The organism is Nocardia sp. NBC_00511 (genome assembly GCF_045161165.1).
Classification (GTDB): domain Bacteria; phylum Actinomycetota; class Actinomycetes; order Mycobacteriales; family Mycobacteriaceae; genus Nocardia.
This window is the reverse complement of record NZ_CP107849.1, coordinates 782,868-805,127: the sequence shown is the minus strand read 5'-3', so window position 1 is coordinate 805,127 and position 22,260 is coordinate 782,868. Positions and strand designations below refer to the sequence as shown.

The 22,260-nt window shown below is 67.7% G+C and carries 23 protein-coding genes and 2 pseudogenes; 5 read left to right on the top strand and 20 right to left on the bottom strand.

Annotated features, from left to right (window positions below):
* Window positions 1–55: 55 nt before the first annotated feature.
* From OG300_RS03845 to OG300_RS03835, 3 genes are all read left to right on the top strand, one after another.
* Window positions 56–736 (top strand): amino acid ABC transporter permease, encoded by a 681-nt coding sequence (locus OG300_RS03845; protein WP_405492189.1) that lies wholly within the window; start codon window positions 56–58, stop codon window positions 734–736.
* Window positions 733–1,638: an amino acid ABC transporter permease gene (locus tag OG300_RS03840; protein WP_405492187.1), complete on the top strand. Its 906-nt coding sequence runs from the start codon at window positions 733–735 to the stop codon at window positions 1,636–1,638. Before OG300_RS03845 ends, OG300_RS03840 begins: the two co-directional genes overlap by 4 nt.
* Before the next feature lie 77 nt (window positions 1,639–1,715).
* Complete coding sequence (locus OG300_RS03835) at window positions 1,716–1,994, top strand: hypothetical protein (RefSeq protein ID WP_405492185.1); 279 nt, start codon at window positions 1,716–1,718, stop codon at window positions 1,992–1,994.
* 485 nt (window positions 1,995–2,479) lie between these two features.
* Here the strand turns inward: OG300_RS03835 and recX are convergent.
* From recX to OG300_RS03820, 3 genes and pseudogenes are all read right to left on the bottom strand, one after another.
* A pseudogene (gene recX, locus OG300_RS03830) lies at window positions 2,480–2,947 on the bottom strand (recombination regulator RecX); the annotation flags it as partial.
* A gap of 1,452 nt (window positions 2,948–4,399) precedes the next feature.
* Complete coding sequence (gene recA, locus OG300_RS03825) at window positions 4,400–5,437, bottom strand: recombinase RecA (RefSeq protein WP_405492183.1); 1,038 nt, start codon at window positions 5,435–5,437, stop codon at window positions 4,400–4,402.
* Between the two features lie 194 nt (window positions 5,438–5,631).
* Window positions 5,632–6,654 (bottom strand): Lrp/AsnC family transcriptional regulator, encoded by a 1,023-nt coding sequence (locus tag OG300_RS03820; protein WP_405492181.1) that lies wholly within the window; start codon window positions 6,652–6,654, stop codon window positions 5,632–5,634.
* A gap of 95 nt (window positions 6,655–6,749) precedes the next feature.
* Between OG300_RS03820 and OG300_RS03815 the strand changes: the two genes are divergently transcribed.
* Complete coding sequence (locus tag OG300_RS03815) at window positions 6,750–8,156, top strand: MFS transporter (RefSeq protein WP_405492179.1); 1,407 nt, start codon at window positions 6,750–6,752, stop codon at window positions 8,154–8,156.
* Between the two features lie 81 nt (window positions 8,157–8,237).
* Here the strand turns inward: OG300_RS03815 and OG300_RS03810 are convergent, their stop codons facing one another.
* The 3 genes from OG300_RS03810 to OG300_RS03800 all read right to left on the bottom strand — a co-directional run bounded on the left by OG300_RS03810 (window position 8,238) and on the right by OG300_RS03800 (window position 10,129).
* On the bottom strand, window positions 8,238–8,687 hold the full coding sequence (locus OG300_RS03810; RefSeq protein WP_405492177.1) for a nuclear transport factor 2 family protein: 450 nt from the start codon (window positions 8,685–8,687) through the stop codon (window positions 8,238–8,240).
* Window positions 8,688–8,714: 27 nt separating this feature from the next.
* Window positions 8,715–9,602 carry a pyridoxamine 5'-phosphate oxidase family protein gene (locus OG300_RS03805; RefSeq protein WP_405492175.1) on the bottom strand — a complete coding sequence of 296 codons (888 nt, stop codon included), beginning with the start codon at window positions 9,600–9,602 and terminating at the stop codon, window positions 8,715–8,717.
* 74 nt (window positions 9,603–9,676) lie between these two features.
* On the bottom strand, window positions 9,677–10,129 hold the full coding sequence (locus OG300_RS03800) for a VOC family protein (RefSeq protein ID WP_405492173.1): 453 nt from the start codon (window positions 10,127–10,129) through the stop codon (window positions 9,677–9,679).
* A 154-nt stretch (window positions 10,130–10,283) separates the two neighbouring features.
* Between OG300_RS03800 and OG300_RS03795 the strand changes: the two genes are divergently transcribed.
* Window positions 10,284–10,811 carry a CGNR zinc finger domain-containing protein gene (locus tag OG300_RS03795; protein ID WP_405492171.1) on the top strand — a complete coding sequence of 176 codons (528 nt, stop codon included), beginning with the start codon at window positions 10,284–10,286 and terminating at the stop codon, window positions 10,809–10,811.
* A 9-nt stretch (window positions 10,812–10,820) separates the two neighbouring features.
* Here the strand turns inward: OG300_RS03795 and OG300_RS03790 are convergent, their stop codons facing one another.
* The 14 genes and pseudogenes from OG300_RS03790 to OG300_RS03725 form a co-directional block, all read right to left on the bottom strand.
* Complete coding sequence (locus OG300_RS03790; protein ID WP_405492169.1) at window positions 10,821–11,570, bottom strand: phosphotransferase; 750 nt, start codon at window positions 11,568–11,570, stop codon at window positions 10,821–10,823.
* A complete protein-coding gene (locus OG300_RS03785) occupies window positions 11,534–11,725 on the bottom strand; it encodes a DUF3046 domain-containing protein (protein WP_405492167.1) in 192 nt (63 codons plus the stop codon). The genes OG300_RS03790 and OG300_RS03785 overlap by 37 nt, the downstream gene beginning before the upstream one ends.
* A gap of 89 nt (window positions 11,726–11,814) precedes the next feature.
* Window positions 11,815–12,978 carry a glycosyltransferase gene (locus tag OG300_RS03780; protein WP_405492165.1) on the bottom strand — a complete coding sequence of 388 codons (1,164 nt, stop codon included), beginning with the start codon at window positions 12,976–12,978 and terminating at the stop codon, window positions 11,815–11,817.
* Between the two features lie 211 nt (window positions 12,979–13,189).
* Window positions 13,190–13,903: a PIG-L deacetylase family protein gene (locus tag OG300_RS03775; RefSeq protein ID WP_405492163.1), complete on the bottom strand. Its 714-nt coding sequence runs from the start codon at window positions 13,901–13,903 to the stop codon at window positions 13,190–13,192.
* 47 nt (window positions 13,904–13,950) lie between these two features.
* Window positions 13,951–15,102 carry an ROK family protein gene (locus tag OG300_RS03770; RefSeq protein WP_405492161.1) on the bottom strand — a complete coding sequence of 384 codons (1,152 nt, stop codon included), beginning with the start codon at window positions 15,100–15,102 and terminating at the stop codon, window positions 13,951–13,953.
* A 25-nt stretch (window positions 15,103–15,127) separates the two neighbouring features.
* Window positions 15,128–16,564, bottom strand: a complete 1,437-nt coding sequence (locus OG300_RS03765; RefSeq protein ID WP_405492159.1) for a sugar ABC transporter permease — start codon at window positions 16,562–16,564, stop codon at window positions 15,128–15,130.
* Between the two features lie 11 nt (window positions 16,565–16,575).
* Entirely contained in the window at window positions 16,576–17,349 is a 774-nt protein-coding gene (locus OG300_RS03760) for an ATP-binding cassette domain-containing protein (RefSeq protein ID WP_405492157.1), read from the bottom strand.
* Between the two features lie 9 nt (window positions 17,350–17,358).
* Window positions 17,359–18,498: a sugar ABC transporter substrate-binding protein gene (locus OG300_RS03755; RefSeq protein ID WP_405492155.1), complete on the bottom strand. Its 1,140-nt coding sequence runs from the start codon at window positions 18,496–18,498 to the stop codon at window positions 17,359–17,361.
* Window positions 18,499–18,662: 164 nt separating this feature from the next.
* The gene (locus tag OG300_RS03750; RefSeq protein WP_405492153.1) at window positions 18,663–19,607 is read right to left on the bottom strand and encodes an NADP-dependent oxidoreductase; all 945 of its coding nucleotides are present in this window, start codon (window positions 19,605–19,607) and stop codon (window positions 18,663–18,665) included.
* A gap of 81 nt (window positions 19,608–19,688) precedes the next feature.
* The gene (locus tag OG300_RS03745; RefSeq protein WP_405492152.1) at window positions 19,689–19,862 is read right to left on the bottom strand and encodes a hypothetical protein; all 174 of its coding nucleotides are present in this window, start codon (window positions 19,860–19,862) and stop codon (window positions 19,689–19,691) included.
* Window positions 19,863–20,102: 240 nt separating this feature from the next.
* Entirely contained in the window at window positions 20,103–20,882 is a 780-nt protein-coding gene (locus OG300_RS03740) for a class I SAM-dependent methyltransferase (RefSeq protein ID WP_405492150.1), read from the bottom strand.
* Window positions 20,883–21,030: 148 nt separating this feature from the next.
* On the bottom strand, window positions 21,031–21,168 hold the full coding sequence (locus OG300_RS03735; RefSeq protein WP_405492148.1) for a hypothetical protein: 138 nt from the start codon (window positions 21,166–21,168) through the stop codon (window positions 21,031–21,033).
* A gap of 48 nt (window positions 21,169–21,216) precedes the next feature.
* Window positions 21,217–21,624: pseudogene (locus tag OG300_RS03730) on the bottom strand (YbhB/YbcL family Raf kinase inhibitor-like protein).
* Window positions 21,625–21,816: 192 nt separating this feature from the next.
* Window positions 21,817–22,257, bottom strand: coding sequence for a MarR family winged helix-turn-helix transcriptional regulator (locus tag OG300_RS03725; RefSeq protein ID WP_405492146.1), 441 nt, complete (start codon window positions 22,255–22,257; stop codon window positions 21,817–21,819).
* Window positions 22,258–22,260 lie beyond the last annotated feature (3 nt).

Below are 22,260 nucleotides of genomic sequence, written 5' to 3'. Positions count from 1 at the left end.
GTGTCCAACGAGACCGCCCGGCGCGCTTCGGTTTCCGATCGGAGGGACGGCCACCATGTTCGACTTGATCTCCCAGTACCACACCCGGCTGCTCGACGCGTTCTGGGTGACCATCAAACTGACGCTGTACTCGGGGCTGTTCGCACTGATCATCGGGACTTTCGTCGCCGCCATGCGGGTGTCGCCGATTCCGGTGGCGCGCTTTCTGGGCACGACCTACGTGAACATCATCCGCAATACGCCGCTGACGTTGATCGTGGTGTTCTGTTCCCTGGGTTTGTATTCCACCCTCGGTTACCGGCTCGCGCCGAGCGGGCCGAACGATATCGCGGAGAACAACTATCGTTTCGCGATTCTCGGGTTGAGTGTCTACACAGCGGCTTTCGTGTGCGAGTCGCTGCGGTCGGGCATCAACACGGTGCCGTTCGGGCAGTCGGAGGCCGGGCGTTCGCTCGGGTTCACCTTCGGGCAGAACCTGCGACTGGTGGTGCTGCCGCAGGCTTTTCGCGCGGTGATCGCGCCGCTGGGCAGTGTGCTCATCGCCCTGACCAAGAATTCGACGATCGCCTCGGCCATCGGTGTCGGTGAGGCCGCGCTGCTGATGGCGGATATGAACGAGAAGGAAGCCGCCGCCCTGAACATCGGCGCGATCTTCGCACTCGGGTTCGTCATCCTCACCCTGCCCGCCGGGTTGTTCTTCGGCTGGCTCGCCAAACGATTCGAGGTGGCGCGATGACCACGGCATCGGTTCTCTACGACGCGCCGGGCCCCCGCGCGCGACTTCGGTATCGACTGTATTCGGTGGTCGTGGTCGTGATCGCGGCCGCCGCAGTGTGGCTGGTCTATCACGGGCTGGCCGACAAGGGGCAGTTCACGGCCGCGAAGTGGAAGCCGTTCACCGAGAGCCAGATCTGGAGCACGTATCTGCTGCCGGGTCTGCGCGGCACGCTCGAGGCGGCGCTGCTGTCGATCGTGTTCGCCCTGGTGCTGGGCATGCTCTTCGGCATTCTGCGGCTGTCGGATCATCGCGCGGTGCGCTGGATCGCGGGCACGATCGTGGAGATCGCGCGCGCCATTCCGGTGCTGATCCTGATGATCTTCCTGTTCAATCTGTTCTCCAGCGAGAACATCTTTCCCTCCGACCAATTGGCGTTGTCGGCGGCGGTGACGGCGTTGACCATCTACAACGGTTCGGTGATCGCCGAGATCGTCCGCTCCGGGATCAAATCGCTGCCGAAGGGCCAGACCGAGGCCGCGGTCGCGCTCGGCATGCGCAAGACCCAGGTGATGGTGACGATCCTGCTGCCGCAGGCGATCACCGCGATGCTGCCCGCGCTGGTCTCGCAAATGGTGGTGGCGCTGAAGGATTCGGCGCTGGCCTACCAGATCACGTATCAGGAAATCGTCCGCGCGGGCGCTCAGCTCGGCGCCGCCGAACAGAACCCGATCCCGTCCCTGCTGGTGGTCGCGATCATCATGATCGTCCTCAACTACCTGCTGACGGTCGTCGCGACCCGCCTGGAGAAATGGTTGCGCACCCGCCGCCGCGGCCCCCGCACCGTCCTACCTGCCACCGCGTCCACTGCCGCCCCGGGCATAGATCTGGTGAAAACCGACAGCCCCCTCCCCCCGAAATAGCCGACACCCCGGCTCGTACGATCACAACTCACCCGAGCCGGGGACAAGCGGTCCGCTGACCTCGCATACTCGATTTCATGAACGAAGATGACAGCGCTCGAAGAGAATTCATCTTCGCGCTTTTCCTGATCTCGATAGTCGCCCCACTACTGGCAGGCCTGGCAGCCTTCACCGCCGGAGTAGGCCTGACATTCCTCCGCAAAGACCGCGAACGCCGAGCCGAGCCACGCGGCACTCCAGCCATCACCCGAACCGTCCGCCCCTCCACCGGCCCAGCCCGCTCCCCGCACCATGCGCCCCACCGCAACTCACGCCGGGCATCGGCCAATCGCCGCCCCGGCGGCGTAGTCCACTAGTCGATGTCGGGCTGCACCAGGCCGAGAAGCACCGCCCGCAGTGAGGGGCGCTCTCGAATGCCTCATGCCGTATTGGGCAATTCGAGTTGACGAGCCGGCAGTCGGCATCATCGACGACAACCGGCGCGCCGCACGGGGAGCATCGCTCCAATCCAGGAGGCATTCGGTCAGAAGTAGTTTGCGGCGGCCAATTCTGCTTTGACGACGGTGTAGGCGACGGAGGCGCTGTAGCCGCGGCGGGCGAGGAGGCCGACGAGGCGGCGGGTTGCTTTGTCGCGGTCCAGGTTTTGGGGGAGGGTGCGGATTTTCGAGCGGATGAGTTCGGCGGCGGATTCGTGGTCGTCGGCGGGTGATTCGCCTGCGTCGGGGTCGGAGTCGTCGTCCGGGGTGGGGTCGGGGCGCGAAGGGGATTTCTTCGCGGTGCGGGACAAGCCGGGCGCCTGGGGTGTTTTGGGCTGTTTCGGGATGCGGACCAGTCCGGATTCGGCGAGTTCGGCGACTACGACGCCGTATGCCGTACCGGGGGTGTAGCCCTTGCGGGCCAGCATCGAGACGAGGCGGTTGGTGGCTTTGTCGCGGTCCATATCCGATGGGAGGGTGCGAAGCTTCTTGCGGACCAGGTCCACGGCGCGAGCGTGCTCGGCCTCGGAGGTGATCGCTTCGAGCGCGGGCTCCGCAACCGAAGGATCGATCCCCTTGCGGCGCAGCTCCTCCGCAAGCACCTTCTTCCCTTTACCCCCATAGGTGTGCCGCGAATACACCCACTGCTGCGCGAACGCTTCGTCGTCGATCAACCCGACTTCGGTCAACCGGTCCAGAGCCCGCGTGGCCACCGCCACACTGAACCCCTTGGCCGCCAACCGATCAGCCAACTCCGCCCGACTGCGAGCCCGATCGGTCAACAACCGCAGACAAAGATCCTTCGCCTGCGAATCGGTCCCCCCACCCGGCAACTCGACAACTTCCCCCGGCCGAGGCCGAGGCCGATACCGCCGTTGCCCCCGCCCCGAGCCCTCCTCCCCCGCACCGAATTCGCCCCCACCCTCACCATCACCGGACGCCCCCCGCCGTCCCCGCCGCCCACGCCTATCCCGACGCTCCGAGCCCTCTTCGCCCGAATCCTCCCCACGCCGATACCGCCCACCCCGCCCGTAGGCACCACTAGAGCCTGCGTCGTCCCCCGATCGCCCAGCAGCCGAACCGAACTCCCGACCCGACTCACGCTCCCCCGGCGCATCGACGGACTCCCCAGCGACTGCGGTGGCCTCAGCAAGCGCGGCACGGGCAGCCCGCAGCTTCGCGTCCGCCGAGCTCTCTCCCGCATCCGCCGCCATTGGGCCAGCATCCGCAGATTCAGCCTTCCCCCCGGATGCCGCTCGACGGGGCTCTTCCACAAACGGGTGATTGCCCGAATTCGGCGATCCCGCAACGCCTCCCGCTACGGCATCCACGGCGCGACGGATCGCAGCACCGGTGCGTGTTCGTGCGGCGGAATCGCCGGATCGCCCGGCGTGGTGCGACGGTTCCGCAGCATCATCCTGACCGGCGGACGGATTCGCACTGGCGACCGAGCGTGCGTTGCGAGACGAAGCACGGCGAGTGCCGGTGGCGGTTCCCTTGGCGGCGAGGGCGGTTGCCTCGGCGAGGATGGCTCGGGCGGCGCGGAGTTTCTCCTCGGGTGGGAGTGCTGCTCGGGCGGCGGCGAGTTCTGCCTCCCTGGCCGATTCGGCGGCGCGCTGCTGTTCTGCTGCCGCGATTTCGGCCTTTGCGGCAAGTTCGGCTTGCCGCGCGGACTCGGCGTCGCGAGCGTGGTCTGCCGAAGTGAAATCTGCTCGCGGCGGGGAGGATTCGAATTCCCGCGTCCCACCGTCGCCGGGGGCAGTGGGCGCTTCCTCTCGCCACTGCCCCGGCGAGCGGCGTCGCCCGGTGGGCGAACGACGGTCGGTGTCCCGCTCGGGGACATCCGGGGTGTCGATGGAATCGGTTGCGGCGGAGCCGAAGTCCGGGCGGCGCGCGGTACGGCGCGAGGCCGTCGGTTCGGTTTCGTCGACAAGGGACGCCTCGGGATCGGCGATGATCTCGCGGTCCGCGGGCGGAGCGGCTTCTGCGACGGGTTCTGTTGTACGCCAGGTGCTTCCGGCCTCCGGGGCGGGCGGTTCGTTCGCGCCGGAATAGGCTGCGCCAGCGGACGGGCCGTAGTTCCAGGAGTTGGTGGAGGCGTAGGGGTCGGCGGAGTCGCGGCCGAAGAGGTCGTGGCTGGGTTCGCGGGCCGGGGCGCGGGAGGGGCGGGGGCGTGCGGCCGCGCGCGCCTCAAGTTGGCGGCGGAGGCGTTCCACCGCGGTGAGTTCGGGGGTGGGCCCCGGCGAATCAGGCCGGGGCCCTTCGGTTTCCCGAGTGGTCATCGATCAGAAGTCGGCCGGGGCTGCTTCCGCGGCGGTGACGTCCGCGCCGATGCCGAGCTTTTCCTTGATCTTCTTCTCGATCTCGTCGCGCACGTCGGTGTTCTCGAGTAGGAACTTGCGGGCGTTCTCCTTGCCCTGGCCGAGCTGGTCGCCCTCGTAGGTGTACCAGGAGCCGGACTTGCGGATGAAGCCCTGCTCGACACCCATGTCGATGATCGAGCCCTCCTTGGAGATGCCGATGCCGTAGAGGATGTCGAACTCGGCCTGCTTGAACGGCGGCGAGACCTTGTTCTTGACGACCTTCACGCGGGTACGGTTACCGACCGCGTCGGTGCCGTCCTTCAGGGTCTCGATGCGGCGCACGTCCAGGCGCACCGAGGCGTAGAACTTCAGCGCCTTACCACCGGTGGTGGTTTCGGGAGAGCCGAACATGACGCCGATCTTCTCGCGCAGCTGGTTGATGAAGATGGCGGTGGTGCCGGAGTTGTTGAGCGCACCCGTCATCTTGCGCAGCGCCTGGCTCATCAGGCGGGCCTGCAGACCGACGTGGCTGTCACCCATCTCGCCTTCGATTTCCGCGCGCGGCACCAGGGCGGCGACGGAGTCGATGACGATGATGTCGATGGCGCCGGAACGGACCAGCATGTCCGCGATTTCCAGGGCCTGCTCACCGGTGTCGGGCTGGGAGACCAGCAGACCGTCGGTGTCGACGCCGAGCTTGCGGGCGTAGTCCGGGTCCAGCGCGTGCTCGGCGTCGATGAAGGCGGCGACACCGCCGGCGGCCTGCGCGTTCGCGACCGCGTGCAGGGCGACGGTGGTCTTACCCGAAGATTCCGGGCCGTAGATCTCGACGATGCGGCCGCGCGGCAGACCACCCAGTCCGAGCGCCACGTCCAGCGCGATGGATCCGGTCGGGATGACCGCAATGGGCTGGCGCGCTTCCTCGCCCAGACGCATGACCGCGCCCTTGCCGAAGCTCTTCTCGACCTGGGCCAGCGCCAGTTCGAGTGCCTTGTCGCGGTCGAATGCCTGTGGTGCCATCGCCTGGTTCCCCTTCTCGACGGGTATGTCTCAATCTGTGGTTGGCGCCCACGTTAGAGGGAGGCACCGACAAGTTCCGACGCCGAGCTTAGACGAACAGATGTTCGACGCAAGCGACGCGCGGGCCGACACGCGAAACACCTGGCGGCAACTACCCCGCAACTCCGACATTCACGGCAGCACCGCTCAGTCGTTCACGGCAGCACCTCGATCCGCTCCGCCGAGATCAGCGACTGCGACTGCTTGAACTGCCGCAGTGAGGTCAGCACCTCGACATTGTTGACCCCCGAGAGCGCACCGATCCGTTCGGTCACATAGCGATACAGGTGCGCCGAGTCCCGGCACACCACCGACACCATCAAATTCGAGGTCCCGGTGGTCGCCGCCACGTAGGCGACCTCCCGATGCGTCGCGATCGCACGTCCCGCCGCCTCCAACTCTCCCGGCCGCACCCGCAACCACAGCACCCCGCGAGTGGCGTAACCCATTCTCTCCAAAGCGAAGTCGAGGTCGAAGTACAGCACCCCGGCGGCGACCAGCTCGGCCATCCGGCGGGCCGCCCGGGTGGCGCTCCACCCGGTGGCGTCGGCCAGTTGCGCATAAGGCGCACGCCCGTCGCGGGCCAGCACCGCCAGCATCGCCTCGTCCTCCCGCGACAGCGTGACCGGCGCCTTCGGACCGGCGGGCTCCCACATGGGCGGTCGCGGACCGAGTTCGCGCAGTTGGTCTTCGGTGAACAGATAGCTGTAGCGCGGCCACTCCTCGTCGAACGGGAACTGCCGCAACACCTCGTGCGCACTGAGTTCGGTCACGTGCGGGATGCGCGGCAGCAGCCGCAGCATCAACTCGTCGCGCCGTTCGGCGGTGCGCGGCCGGCAGACGCACGCCACCTCGAACCCGGTGGCCAGTACCGCCACCCAGCTCAATTCCGGTACCCGGGCCAGGGATTCGCCCAGTGCGAGCGCGCGCCCCGGCGCGGTCTTGATCCGCAGCATCCAGCGGGTGTGCCCGAGCGGAACCGCGTTCACCTGGCCCGCGACGTGCAGCATCCCACGACCGCGCAACGACCGGTACCGGCGGGCGACCGTCTGTTCGGAGACTCCCAGCAGCGCTCCGAGCTTGGCGAACGGGATCCGCGCGTCGACGACGAGCCCGTGCACGATCTGCTTGTCGAGAACATCGAGAACAGAGGATTCCTCGACGATTTCACGATCCATTGGAGGAATCTACCGCATTCCACCAGCTGACTATGGGGATAAGTGCGGCAGATGCATCCTTTGAGTCGAAATCGTTCGCTCTCCTGGAGGTTCCCATGCGGAAGTGGCTCCCACTCTTCGCCGCGTGCCTGGGCACGCTCATGCTGCTCATCGACGTCACCATCGTGAATGTCGCGCTCCCCGACATCGCCGTCGATCTCGGCACCGGCCTGTCCGGTCTGCAGTGGGTGGTCGACGGTTACGCCCTCGCCCTGGCCGCACTGCTGCTGATCTTCGGTTCGCTGGCCGACCGGATCGGCGCGAAGCCGATGTATCTGACCGGCCTGGTGTTGTTCGCCGCCGCCTCGCTGGCCTGCGGAGTCGCCCAGACCTCGGACATCCTGGTCGCCTCCCGGGCGGCGCAGGGTATCGGCGGCGCGGCCATGTTCGCGACCACACTGTCGCTGTTGCACGCCACCTACACCGGCCGTGATCGGGGTGTCGCGTTCGGTGCGTGGGGTGCGGTGGCGGGTGCCGCGGCCGGTATCGGTGTGGTGCTGGGCGGTGTGCTGACCGATCTGCTGTCGTGGCGCTGGATCTTCTTCGTCAACCTGCCGATCGCCGCCGTCACGATCGCACTGTCGCTGATCGCGTTCGGCCCGTCGCCGCGCCGCACCGATCGCAAGCTGGATCTGCCCGGCATGCTGGCCTTCGCGGTGGCGGCCACGGCGGTCACCTACGGCATCATCCGGGCCGGTGAGCACGGCTGGGGCGATGGTCTGGCGCTGTCCACCATCGTCGGCGGCGTGCTGGCCCTGATCACCTTCGGAGTGATCGAATCCCGCAGTGCCGCACCGATGTTGCCGTTGCAGCTGCTGCGCAACACGGGCTTCTCGGCGACCCTGATCGCCGCTGCCGGTTTGAGTTTCGCGGCCTTCGCCTCGAACCCGCTGGTGTCGCTGTGGTTGCAGCAGCAGCTGCACCTGTCCGCATTGCACGCGGGCCTGTCGATGCTGCCGATGGCGGTCACCGCGTTCGTGGTGTCGGGTGCGTTCGGCAGTCGGCTGCACGATGTCTCGCCGCGCTGGTCGATCGGTGCGGGCCTGGTGCTGCTGGGCGCGGGCAGCGGACTGTTGACGATCATCGATACCGGATCGTCCTGGCTGGCACTGCTTCCCGGGTTCGTGGTGATCGGCGCGGGTGTCGGCATGGTGGCTCCGGCGCTGACGGCGGTCGGGATGGCGGCGGTGCCGCCGCAGCAGAGCGGGACCGCGGCGGGCGCGATCAACACCGCGCGGCAGCTGGGTCTGGCGCTGGGTGTCGCGTTGCTGGGCACGGTGTTCCGCAGTGCGGCCGGTGACGCGCACTCGATGAGCCTGTCGCACTTCGTGACCGGTCTGGATACCGCGGTCGGTGTCGCGGCGGCCGTCGGAATCCTTTGTGGCCTGGCCGCTTTCGGATTGTTCCGGGCGCAGGAGCGGGTAGCCGCAGCCCCCGAACCCCTCCCGGTGCCGGTCGGCTGACAGTAAGGAACAAAATCAAGGAGCTCCCACCGCGAGAATTCACCCGAATTCGAACGGTGGGAGCTCCTTGATCTTGCTGGGTCAGTGCAGGGGCAGGGGCGTGTTGTCGCCTTCGGGGCGGGGGCCGTGGATGCGGCGGGCGGATTCGGGGATGTCGGTGTCGTTGATGCTGGCTTCGCGGCGGGACATCCGGCCGTCGGGGGCGAATTCCCACAGTTCGTTGCCGTAGGAGCGATGCCATTGGCCGTTGTCGTCGTGCCATTCGTATTGGAAGCGGACGGCGATGTGGTCCTCGGTGTAGGACCAGAGTTCCTTGCGCAGGGCGTAGCCGTTCTCGACGGCCCATTTGCGCTTCAGGAAGTCCACGATTTCGGCGCGGCCGGTGAGGAATTCGTCGCGGTTGCGCCAGACGGAATCCTCGGTGTAGGCCTGCGCGACGGTTTCCGGGTCGCGGGTGTTCCAGGCGTTCTCGGCGGCGCGGACCTTGGCGCGCGCCGATTCCAGGTCGAACGGTGGCAATGGGGGTCGCATGTCGGCAGCCTCTCGGGTCGGTGCGGGTCAGGGGTTGACCGGGGACAGTTCGGGTTCGCTCCAGCGCAGGGGTGTGGCACCCGAGATCTCGACCGCCTCGGTGAGGGTGAAGTCGATGGAGCACTGGGCTCCGGTGGTGAACGTGGTTTCGTCCCAGGTTATTTCGGCAGTGCCGGTGAGTTGCAGGGTGGAGCCGGTGCGCCAGCCGGGGATGAGCAGCCCGCAGCGCGGGTCGGCGGCGATATTGCCGAGGGTCATGAACATGGAGTTGCCGCGGTAGTCGGGCCAGCGCAGCCGGGTCGGCGAAAGTACCTGTAGGAAGCCGGGATTGCCGCCGCGGTGGGAGGCGTCGGCATTGCCGTTCGGATCGGCGGAGGCGATGAAGAAGGCGTCCGCGTCCGTGACGACCCGCTGCTGCGCGGCATCGAGGGCGGTACTGCGGCGCACGGTCACGGGCCCGTCCGCCGACCAGGTTTCGACACTGCGCCGGGAGATGTATTTCGGGCAGTTCGAGTACACCTGGTCGGTGTCGAGGTGCAAGCCGGTCGCGGTCGGCGTGGCGCTGCCGTTGACCCGCATCCGGCGGCGCAGCTGCGGTTGCAGCGCGATCATGCCGAGATGGCTTGGACTGCGCAGTGATTCGGCGAGCGGGTCACCCTCGGCCGGCACCGTGTCGATCTCGATGGTCCGGTCGCCGGAGGCGTGCACGAACCCGAGCGGCCCGCTGAGCTGGCTGGCCCACAGTCGGCCCGCCGTGTCGGCGGCGGCCACCACGATCACGGGTTGCAGCGCCAGGAATTGCGCGGCGGCGGGCGGAATATCGGGCCGGATCATCCGGCCGACGTGCTGTGCGATCTCGGCCTGGCCCATGCGGTCCTGCACGGCCAGTTCCCCGGGATGGAATGCGACGCTCATGGCTGTCTCCCGTCGAGTGGGCCGCCGGTGGGCGGCCGCACCCTGTTCCGAATTCGATTACGGGTGGCTGGTTTTCAGAAGAATCCGCAGGTGGGTGCCGCGCCGCTCGGGGCGGGCGCGTCCTGCGCGCCATCGGGTGCGTAGACCTCGAGCCGGATGCCGTCGGGGTCGAGGAAGAAGATGCCGCCCGAGGACGCGCCTTCACCGTGGGCAACGACGCCGTCGTGGGCGAAGGACACCTCGAGCTGTTTGAGTACCGATTCCACCTCCCGCACCTGGTCGATGCTGTCGACCTGGAACGAAAGGTGGTGCAGGCCGGGCGTTTTCACCGAGAACTCACCGTCGCTCTGCTGCCACAGCGTGACCTGCAGCTTGCCGTCGCGGCCGAGGAACGCGAAGCGTTGCGCGCCTTCGCCGCCCGCGCCGAGGGATTCGAGGCCGAGGGCGCTGCGGTAGAAGTCCACCGACCGGTCCAGATCGGTGACATTGAGGCCGATGTGCCCGGTGGCGAGTGCGGGGGAAGTCATGGGTGACCCTTCCGGAAGTTATAACCATCAAATGTGGTTTGACTGGTTAAACAGTAGCCACGCACCTATCGTGGAGTCAACCTCCTTACGGAGTTTCAACAGTTAGAGAGGAGTCGTCGAGCCGATGCCCGCCACGCGACGGTTACCCTCAGACGTGCCCGATCCCCGCCCCCACCTCGGTGAACCGCTGGCCCTGGACCTGCTCAACACCCGCTATATCTCCGCGGACGGCCCCCAGGACCTGCTCACGGACGTGGCCGGATTGCGGCAGTGGCTGGCCGACAACACCCTCGATCTGCCCGCCGACGAGGCGACGTTGAAGGCGGTGATCTCCGCCCGGCAGGCCATCCTGCGGGCGGTCAAGGGTGAGACGGTCGAGGACCTCAACACGGTCCTGGATCACGGCCGCATCCGCCGTCTGCTCACCGCGGACGGCCCGGCCACCGAACCCGATGTCGCTCATCCCGAATGGCTACCCGCCTGGCTGGCCGCCGACAATCTCCTACACCTGCTGGCCACCGCACCGGATCGCATCAAACAGTGCGCGCACCCACACTGCGTCCTGTTCTTCTACGACACCTCGAAGAACGGCACCCGCCGCTGGCATTCCATGACCACCTGCGGCAATCGCGCGAAAGCCACCCGCCACTACGCCCGCAAGACCCAGGCGGACGGCGAATAGCTCACGCCGTCAGAACAGTTCGTCGAGCAACCGGTAGTACTCGAGCCGCACCGGATCCGGATCGTCCAGCCCGTAGGCCGTGCGGAACGCCTCCACCTCACCGGGCCCGAAATCATCGCCGAGATCCCGCACCGCGAGCGCCACATCCTTGTACCGGTCGGCGACGCCCAGCCGCCCGATATCGATCAGAATTCCGCCGACGAGCACGTTCGACGGCGTGTAATCCCCGTGCACCACAACAAGATCCTCGACTGCGGGCCGCTCGGCGATCAGCTGCGCCAACACCGATTCCGGTGTCCGCCCGAGGTTGTCGTCATCGAAGTCCTCGGTGTCGACCAGCCCATCGGCCACCAGCCGCCGCGCCCACGTCAGCATCGTCTCGAGCCGCGAGTCGAACGGGCAGTCCGCGACCGGTAGCGCGTGCAACCGACGCAGCGTCTCCCCCATCAGCGTCCCCGGCGAATCCACCTGTGCCGAAGCCAGACTCGGCACTCCGGCGTCGGCGAGCACCAGCACGTCCGCCTCGAACACCACGATCTCGGGCACCGGCATCCCCTGCCGTGTCAGCCACCGATACCGCTCGACCTCGGCCCGCGCCTCAGCTCCCCGCTTGAGCCAGTGCGTCCCGTTGACCCGGACCACCCCACCGCTCTGACCTTCATGATCGTCGCTCAATTCGGGCGCGGACCCGATCACCGCGGTGACCGCGGGCGGGAACGCATTCACCAGCGCGATCTCGGTACGTCGAATTCCGCGCACAGCGCCCGCCACACGTCCCGCGGATCCACCCCGGACTCGATGGCCTGCGCGCCGGTCCGCCCGATGGACGGCAGCACATGATCGGTCAGCAGCACATCACCGCGCGCCGTACCGAATTCGGTATGCAACAGCTCTTGGAACTCCGTCAATCGCACGGCCGCGAGCCTACGCCACCGGCCTCCACCCCCGGCAACCACCGAGCAGCGGCCGGCGCCCGGCATGCGGATGCCCGGTCGGTGTGGGGTCAGCTGGCGCGGGCGGACTCGGTGACGTCGTGGCAGATGGCGATCGGGTCGGTGACGACCTCGATGCCGGTGGCGGCGGAGCGGGCGGCGGCGGTGTAGGCCGGGTCGGCGAGGATCTGGTCGACGGCGGCGCGGACGGATTCGGGGGTGAGGGGGCGGATGAGGACCGAACTGCCTTGGCGGACAGCGCGGTTGGCGAGTTCCCACTGGTCGCCGCCGCCGGGGACGGTGACGATGGGTACCCCCGCGAGCAGGGATTTGGCGAGCAGGCCATGGCCGCCGCCACCGATCACCACGGAGGCGTGGCGCAGGATCTCGTCCTGGCGGCCCAAACCGGCTGTGGCCCAGGGCGGGAGGTCGGCGGGTGGGGTGTCGAGCATGGAGATGGCGACGCGTACGCCCGCGCCGTCGAGGGCGGCCAGCGCAGTCTCCACCATGCCGACGGTGCCGGTCTGTGCGGTGGAGGGGGCGATCATGACCAGGGGTTCGTCGCCGGGCGGCAGGTCCAGGACGTGGTTGGTGGGTTCCCACAGCAGTGGGCCGACCAGGTGCGCGTTGTCCGGCCAGTCCGGACGTGGCACTTCCAGGGCGGGCAGGGTGGCGATCAGGCGGGCGACCGGACCCGGATCCTCCGGCGGCAGGCCGATACTCGCGCGCGCCTGTTCACGCTGCAATTCACCCTTGCGGATGGCTCGTGAGGTCAGTCCGCGCAGCACCGAATCCCGGGCTCGCCCGCGCACGCCTTCGCCGACCGCCAGTCCACTTCCAATGGGCGGCAACCCTTTCGACGGCAGGTACAGCGGATGCGGTGACAGCTCGATCCACGGCAGCTTCATCCGTTCGGCGGCCAGGCCACCGCCGACGGTGAGCACATCGGAGACCACCAGGTCGGGCAGCATGGCGCTCATCTCGGGCAGGATCTCGCTCGAAATGTGTGCCGCGCGTTGGTGAATGCGCGCGCCGGCGTCTTCGTCGTCGTCCTCCGGGCGCGGTGCCAGGCCTTTGAGCCGCCGCACCCCGATTCCCGCGTCGCGCGCGGCGTCGAACCAGCGTGGCCCGGTGAACAGCACCGGCTCGTCACCGGCTTCCAGCAATCGCACGCACAGTGCCATCGCCGGAAACGCATGTCCGGGATCGGGCCCCGCCACCACCGCTACTCGCATGAACTGTTCCGCCTTTCCGCGACTTCGGCGCGCTGTTCCGGTTCTCCGCGACTGGGCGCGCCGACCCGCCTCTCCGCGACTTGGCGCACAGCTTAGAGCCGCCGAAGTCGGAGACGTGTAGCGGCGGTCCGATTCATCCGCGTTCCGTATCTCCGCGACCTCGATGCCGGGCGTGGTGCGGCGGATCAGGAAGGTTCGCTCGCGGCCTCGGTCAGCCCGCGAACCGGTACAGCTCGAAGCTCAGCGCGCGCGCGGCGTCGAACCCTTCCTTCGGGCCCGTGGTCATTTCCAGTACGGCGCGGGCCTGGGCCGGAACGGGCTCGGGGCTCAGTGCCTCGAGGTAGCGGGCGTGGGCGGTGAGGGATTCGACGGCGACCTCGAAGGTGTCGGTGACGTCGAGGCCGTGGCTGCCGTCTGCGACGCCGTAGACGGCGGCCCAGCGCGCGGACCAGGCCGGGTGGTCGGTGATTTCGGGGTGGATCCATTCGTTGCCCGCGTCCGAGACGGCGTCGAGGGCGGCGCGGCCGACGGCCCGGTGGTCGGCGGAGTTGGCGTATCCGCGCGCCCACACGTCCCCGAAGTTGAACAGCACCACCATTTCCGGCTGGTGGCGGCGGATCGCGGCGGCCAGGTCGCGCCGCAGCGCCAGGCTTTCCTCGATGCGTCCGTCCGGGTACCCGAGGAAGTCGACCTGCGATACCCCGACTATCTTGGCCGAGGTCCGTTCCTCGTCCTCGCGCAGCGGCCCGCATTCGGCGGGTGGCAGTCCGGCGATCCCGGCTTCCCCGCTGCTGACCAGCACGTAGCGAATGTCCTTGCCCTGCCGGGTCCAGCGCGCGACGGCGGCGGCCGCACCGTATTCGATGTCGTCGGGATGCGCGACGATGACGATCCCGCGCTGCCAGTCCTCGGGGAGCTGTTCCATGCCCCAATTCAACCGCACCGCACCGCTTCACCCCGCGATTTGGGTCATCACAACAGGGCGAGCACGCCTTCGAATGCCGCTTCGGCCGCGCCGAGCAGTTTGAGATCACCGCCCAGCCGCGACTTTTCGATCCGCACCCCGCCCAGCGCCCGGCTGACCATGCTGCGGGTGCGAACCTGGTCGGCGACGCGGGTGACAGCCGAATCGGGCAACGCGGTGAACAGGTCGCCCAGCACCACCAGTTCCGGCCCCAGGATATTGACCACGTTCACCAGTCCGAGCGTCAGCCATTCCAGGTAATCGTCGAGCCGATCCCCGTAATCCCCGTGCAGCGCGCGCAGTTCCGCGACGATCGCCCCGCGCGGCCCGTGCTCGGGCATGCCGAGCGCCCGGCACAGCGCGGCTTCCCCCACCTCGGTCTCCCAGCAGCCCCGGTTGCCGCAGTGGCACGACCGACCACCGGGATTCACCGTCATATGCCCGATCTCGCCGAGATACCCGGCCGAGCCGCGCAGCAGCGACCCCTGCGAGATGAGTCCGCCGCCGACCCCGACATCCGCGGACACGAACACGGTGTCCGACGATCCGCGGCCGGCGCCGCGGACATGCTCTGCCAGCGCACCGAATTCGGCGTCGTTGCCGACCACGACGGGCATGTTCAGCACCGTTCCCAGCCGTTGCCCGAGCGCGACCTCACCCCAGCGCAGATTGGCCGCCCCGTGCACGAGTCCGTCCGCGCGCCGCACCACCCCCGGAATGCACACGCCCGCCGCGATCGCAGTCAAGCCCAGATCCTCGGCGAGTACGGCCGCGGATTCGGCGACGTGCGTGATCACCTCGTCCGGATCCCGTTGCCGCCCACGCAGATTCCAGCTGTTGCGGCCCATCATCTGCCCGCCGAATCCGACCAGCGCGATCCCGGCGTGCTCGACCTGCACGTCCACCGCGAGCACGACCGCCGCCTCCGGTTGCGGCAGCACCAGCAGCGAGGGCCGTCCCGCGCCACGGGATTGCCGCGGCACCCGCTCCTCCACCACGCCGTCCTCGGCGAGCCCGTCGACCAGCATCTTGATGGTGGATCGGTTGAGCCCCAGCGCTGTTGCCAGCGCGGCCCGGGTGGCGGGTCCGGCGGTGTGGAGCAGCCGGAGCAGGCTCGACCGGTTGTAGCGGCGGACCTCGTCCGGTCGGGCGACCGTCATGAACTCAGCAATACCATTGCGGGGTTCATTGCCCCGCACCCGCCACGCGCCGCCGCGATATCGCGTCCACGGAGGCGGCCAGCAGCAGCACCAGTCCGGTCACGATGGAGACCACCGCCGCGGGTTGCCGCAGCAGGCCCAGACCGTTGGACACCACGGCCAGTACCGCGCCACCGATCACCGCGTCGGAGACCCGCCCACGCCCGCCGAACAGCGAGGTGCCGCCGATGACGGCCGCGCCGACCGCGAACAGCAGGGTGTTGAGTCCACCGGCCTGCGGGTCGACCGAACCGACCTTCGAGGAGTAGACGATCGCACCGACGGCCGCGCAGGCCGAACTGATCACGAAAACGCTTGCGCGCAACTGGGTCACGTTGATGCCCGCGCGCCGGGCCGCCTCCGCATTGCCGCCGACGGCGTAGATGTGGCGACCGTAGGTGGTGCGGTTGAGGGCGTAGGTGCCGACCACCATGAGCACCAGCACGATCGGCACCACGTACGGCACGCCGGAGATCACGATGATCTTGTTCGGCGAGCGGTTGACCGTCATCAACGCGGTCACCACGATCGCGAAGATCACCACCGCTGCCACTTTCACCCCGATGAGCAGCGTCGGCGAGGTGACCAGGCCGCGTCTGCGGCGCAGCAGATGCCCGCCGAGGGTGACCCCCGCGTAGCCGCCGGCCGCCACCACGCACAACACCCAGCTGCCGATCGTCGACAGGTTCCCATTGGCGACCTGATCGAGCACATGCGAGGAGCTGATGCCCAAAACCCCTCCCTCCCCGATCAATTGGAGGATCACGCCCTGCCACGCCAGGAACAGCGCCAGCGTCACCACGAACGACGGCATCCCGATCTTGGCGATCAGGAATCCGGTGATGGATCCGATGGCCGCGCCCACGCACACCGCCAGCAGCATCTCGATCCACGGATTGGCCTGGAAGCCGATCACCGTGATCCCGATTCCGATGAGCGACAACGCGACTCCGGGCCAGATGCGCAGTAGTCCGGCCAGCACGGCGGCCAGCACCATGAGCCCGTTGAAGATGTAGAAGACGGTGGAACCCATGCCGTTGAGCAGGTTCCCGTTCTGCACGAAGTGCATGGCCAGCACCGCCGCCGCGACTCCGGACGCGGTGCCCGCCGACAGGTCGATCTCGCCGATCAGCAGCACGTACACGATGCCGATCGCGATGATGGTCTGTCCCGCACCCTGCGCCAGCAGGTTGGCGATGTTGTTGAGCGAGAAGAACACATCCGACATCAGCGAGAACAGCACGACCAGTGCCACCAGGCCGAGTAGCGCCGGCAGCGAACCGATCTCGCCGCCCCGCAGCCGGGCCAGGTAGTCCCGCAACGCTTCCCGAGTCGACAGCGTCGTGGTGTCGATTCCGAAGTCGGTGATCGCATTGCCCGGATCCGGGGCGGCCTGCGTCATCTCGGTGGTTTCCTTCCGCACCGCGCCATCCATCACAGCACCGCCGATTCCGGTCGCGCCAAACCCAATTCGCCGGATCGACCGGCGGTGATCAACTCCACCACCTGTGCGGTGGTGACATCCGCCGTGCGCACCTGTGCGACCATCCGCCCCAGGTACAGCACCGCGATCCGATCGGCCACCTCGAACACGTCGGCGAGGTTGTGGCTGATCAGCATGACGCCGAGGCCCTGTTCGGCCAGTCGCCGCACCAGATCCAGCACCTGCCGGGTCTGTGCGACGCCGAGCGCGGCCGTCGGTTCGTCGAGCAGCACCAGATTGCTGTTCCAGAGCACAGCTTTCGCGATCGCTACCGTCTGTCGCTGTCCACCGGACAGTGACGCGACCGGGGTGCGCACCGATTTCACGGTGCGCACCCCCAACGAGGCCAGGGTGCGCCGCGCCGCCTCCTCCATGCTCGCTTCGTCCAGCAGCCACGGCTTGCCGCGCTCCCGGCCGAGGAACATATTGGCCACGATGTCGAGGTTGTCGGCCAGCGCGAGATCCTGGTAGACGACCTCGATGCCGAGCGCCGCCGCGTCCTTGGCACCACGCAGGTGAACGGGTTCGCCCCGGAATCGCACTTCGCCGGAGTCGGCCGCGTGGATTCCGGCAACACATTTCACCAGCGTGGATTTGCCCGCGCCATTGTCGCCGACGAGTGCGGTGACCTCGCCCGCCGGCACGGTGAGGTCCACGTCGTGCAGCACGTGCACCGGTCCGAAACTCTTGTTCAGTCCGGTGATCTGGAGCAGCGGCTCATTCACGTCGGGCTCCTAGGAAATGCCGAGTTCGGTGCAGGCGGACTTGACGTCACCCGTGCACAGGTCGGAGGCTTTCACGAATCCGGCGTCGGTGACCACCTTGACCTGGGCGCGGGTGATCGACTGCGGTTGCAGCAGCACCGATTTCACGTCCCGCTTGCCCTTGGGGTCCTGACTCACGCCCTGCGCCAGCGCATCCGCGGCGGCCTTGTCGCCCTTGGCCAGTGCGGCAGCGAGTTTGGCGGCGTTCTCGGCCTCGTCCTTGATGGGCTTGAAGATGGTCAGGTACTGATCGCCGCGCAGCACCGCCTTGAGCCCGTCGAGAGTAGCGTCCTGCCCGGTGACCGGCACCTTGCCGTTGAGGCCGTTCTTCTTGAGCACGGTGATCACCGCACCGGCGAGACCGTCGTTGGCCGCTACCACGCCGTCGACCTTGCCGCCGTTGCCGGTGAGGATCTGCTCGAAGGTGGTGCCGCCCTTCTGGTTGTTCCAGTCGTCGATGGCCTGGCTGCGCACCAGCTTCAACGCACCCGAATCATAAAGGGGCTGAAGGGCTTTCTCCTGGCCCTGATGGAACAGGGTGGCATTGTTGTCGGTGGGCGCGCCCTCGATCTCGATGACCTGCGCGCCCTGCTTGTCCTTGAGCGCGGCGGCGAGACCCTGGCCTTGGAGTTCACCGACCCGCACGTTGTCGAAAGACACGTAGTAGTCGGAGGATCCGCCGAGGTTGAGGCGGTCGTAGTCGATGGTCGGAATGCCGGCCTTCTGCGCCTTGGCCGCGACCGCGCCGCCGATCTCGCTGTTGATCGAGGCGATGACCAGGACCTTGACGCCCTTGGCGATCATGCCGTCGGCGAGGCTGGAGAACTTCTGCACATCGCCCTGGGCGTTCTGCACGTCGGCGTCGAAGCCCTCGGATTGCAGTGCCGCGGTGATCAGCGGCTTGTCGAAGGATTCCCAGCGGGCGGAGGTGGCGGTCTCGGGGAGGATCACCCCGACCGTGCCGTTGGCGCCGCCGCCGGAGGGGGCGTTGGAGGTGGAGGTGTTGTTGCTGCTGGAGTTGGATCCGCAGGCGGTGACGGTCAGCAGACCGGATAGCACCAGTGCGGCGGCCGCGTAGCCCGGCCGGATTCGCCGACGACCGGAGTCCATCGGCGGGAGCGTGCTTTTCGTCCTCATCAGGGTGACCTTTCACGCGACGGCCACTGGTTTGCGACCGGACACGGCATATGTTGTGGGCAACAACATATGCCGCGCGCGTCAGGCACATGGGATAAATCGCCTAAAAAGTTGTGCGCTCGATCCGCACCCGTGACTCAGGGCAGCAGGATGACCTTGCCGCCCGCGTGCCCGTCGAGCACGAACTCGTGCGCGGCGGCGACGTCGGTGAGCGGGAAGGTCTTGGCGATCACCAGATCGAGCTTGCCCGCCGACAGCGATTCCAGGAGTTCGCGCCAGGCATTGGCGCGAATCTCGGTGCCCGCGTCCGCACCCGGACCGCCGCCCAGGGCCTTGAAGCCGTCCGCGCCCGCGCGAGCGAACGCGGCGATGGTGGCGATGCGGTCCCGGTCTGCCACCAGCTCGAGCGAGACATCCACCGCCTCGTCCGTGCCCACGGTGTCGATGGCGGCGTCGATTCCATTGGGGGCCAAGGCTTTCACCCGATCCGCCAGGCCCGCACCGTATTCCACCGGTTCCACGCCGTACCCGCGCAACCGCTCGTGACGACCGGCCGCCGCGGTACCGATCACCCGCGCGCCCCGCGCCACCGCCAACTGCGCGGCAATCGCACCGACACTGCCCGCGGCACCGTGAATCAGCACGGTGTCCCCCGGTCCGACACCGGTCGCGGTGAGCAGGTGCACCGCCGTCCCGCCGACCGACAGCACTCCGGCGGCCTGCTTCCAATCGACATCGGCGGGCTTGGGCACCACGCGCGCGGCCGGTGCGTTCACCGCCGACGCGTACCCACCGGAGACGGGTGCGATCACCTCGTCTCCCACCGAGATCGGTCCGGCCGGTCCCACCGCGTCGGCTCCGACCGCGGTGACCACTCCGGCCACCTCGAGTCCCAACCGCAGCGGCAGCGCCGCCGGGTCGGTCCCGAACATTCCGCTGTAGCGCTTGTGATCGAACGGGTTCACCCCGGCGGCCCGCACCGCGATGGTGACCTCACCCGGACCGGGCGCGGGAACCTCGACCTCGGCAAGCGACAACACCTCTGGACCACCGTATGCGGTGGCGACGACAGCAGTAGCCATGCCGCGATGATACGTAGCGAACAACAAAGACCGCCCACCCCGGCAATCCGGTGGTGAACGGTCTCGCGCGACCCGAACGGATCAGTACTTACCCAGCGGCGACTTGTCCTTCGACGACACCGCCTTGTAGATCAGGTACAGGCCGAAGATCACCGCGCTCACGAGCAGGATGGGGAACAGGCTCTTGATCAGCGCACCCAGAATCGCGAAGGCGATCCACACGAGGACGACGATCCCGAGGATCTTCCAGAACATTTCATTCCTCCTAGTCTCCGAACCGCCGTCCACGCGATCCGTCACCATCCATACTGCGTGCCCGACCTGAGAAAATCACCAGGTCAACCCCGAAATCCGGGACAAATCAGGGTTCACCCCGAGACATCGCCCCCTCCTCCCCCACCCCCGCAACGCGTCGAACCGGCCTGAGCCTGCAATACGACCCGGCATTTGTCAGGAAACTGATTGCCTGCGAGGGGTTTTATAGCCTGAGGCCGGTCACTGATCCAGTCGAGCGATCGCCAGCAGATGCGCACTGGTGTTGATCATCAGCGGATCCCGCTCGAGCAGTCGTGCACAGTCCAACGCGGCGCGCAGCAAGGTGGGGAGTTCAGCCAGTCCGGCGTGATCGAGCGCGGGCCAACTCGGCCCTTCGACGCCGTAGACCTCCACGTCCCCGAAACCCGCGCAGCGAACCTCGGCTCGAAGTTCTTCGGCTGTGTGCCAATGAGTTCGAACGAACCCCACGTGCCCGTCATAGTCGCCACTGGCGATCACGGCCGACACGGACGGTGCGAGCTGATCATCGAGACGGCCGGTGGACCCCGTCTCCAGGATCGACAGATAACGGCTGATTCCCGCCGCGATCAGCACGCCCCCGGGGCGGAGTACCCGCCTCGCCTCCGCCAATGCCGTTGCCCGGTCCTCGGATTCGGTGAGGTGGTAGAGCGGGCCGAGCAGCAACACGGCATCGGCACTGCCGTCCCCGACCGGTAGTTGCCGCGCATCACCCAGCCGTGCAGTCACTCCGGGCACCGAAGCGGCAGCCTCGATATGACGAGGCACAGGGTCGATCAACTGCACAGAATGCCCATCCGCCGCCAGCCACCGAGCGTGCACGCCCGTCGCGCCACCGACATCCAGTACCGCCATCGGCGTTACGAGTACGCGCCGAACCAACTCTTGTGTCCGCACGAACTCCAGCCGCCCATGTGGAGTCCTGGTGAGCCGGTCATCCTCCGCGATATCCGAATAATGCTGCGCCAGATCAGAATCCATACCGAACAATGACCACGCTCGCCTGCGATCGCAACAGGATTCCCGCTACTCTTGGCAGCCCCGAGACGCGGTATTCAGGTTTGGAACAACGGCTCATAGGCCGTCCCTTCCGGTGTGAAGATCAGTGTGTAGTCCTTCCCAGCCTGGATCAGGCGACCCCGGAGTCGTTGCAGTACTTCGGATTCGGTCGCCAGTGAGAACTCATGGGTGGGTCGGCGGCGGCGGGGGTTGCGGTGACGGCGAGGCCGGTGAGGGCGATTGCGCACAGCAGGTGTTTGGGGTTCATGTGACTGCCTCCCGGTGGGGCCTTTTGGGGCTCGGATCAGGTTGGCTGTCAACGGATTTCGTAGGTTCCGTCCAGGCGGGCGCGGCCGATGGTGTGATCGGCGATCGCGGTGGTGACCGCGTCGAGTGTCGCGCCCGCGGCCAGCGGGCAGGGTTGGTCGAGGGCGAAAAGTTGGAAGACGTAGGCGTGCGGGCCGTGCGAGCGGACCGGCATGGGTCCGGCTCAGCCGCGACGGCCGAGCGGGCCGCGGCCGTGCCGGATACCGGCGACGGGGCTGGGGTTGGCCAGGCCGTTCTCGGGGATGCCGCGCAGTTCCGGGTCGATGCCGAGGGCGAGGGCGTGGATGGCCGCCCGGCCGATGGGCACGTCCGGATCCTCCACGATCAGCAGCAGTTCGACGGTTCCGGCCGGTGGTGGCGTCCAGGCCAGGGCGGGTGAGATGTTCGCGCCGAACATCCGGCCGCGATGCTTGGCGGGGATGGGTGCGCCGTGTTCGAAGGCGGGGCTGGTCAGTGTGAAGTTCTCCGGCGCTTGCAGTTCGGGGCGAGCCCACACCAGGGTGTGGTGCCCGGCGCGCCGGTTGCGCAGGGCGATGCCGAGAGGGTTGGCGGGCATTGAAATCTCCTAGATGAACCTGCTAGCGGCAGTTCAGAATCGGGCGAGCCGACCGAACAGGTCGATGGCCGCGGCGACCTGCTCGATTTCCTCGGGCGTGAGGGTCGCGGTCATCGCGTGCGTGAGCCAGTCCTGCCGGATCAGTTCGCCGGCCCGGTAGTGCTCGCGGGCGCTGTCGCTCATGGCGAGCAAGGTTTTTCGGCCGTCGTCGGGGTCCTGACTGCGGGTGATGGCCCCGGCCGCTTCGAGCGCGGAGACATTGGCCGCCATCGATTGCGGCCGAATCCCTTGCGCGCGAGCCAGTTCGGTGGCCGTCATCGGCCCGTCCCGCTCGAGCAGGACCAGCGTCGCGATCTGCGACTTCGTCAGGCCACTGTCCTCGGTCTGCTGCCGCAGGCGACGAACGAGTTGGCCGAGCACCATCCGTACATCGGCCGCTACCGCCGAGGTCCTCGAGTCCTGTTCGTCAACCACGAC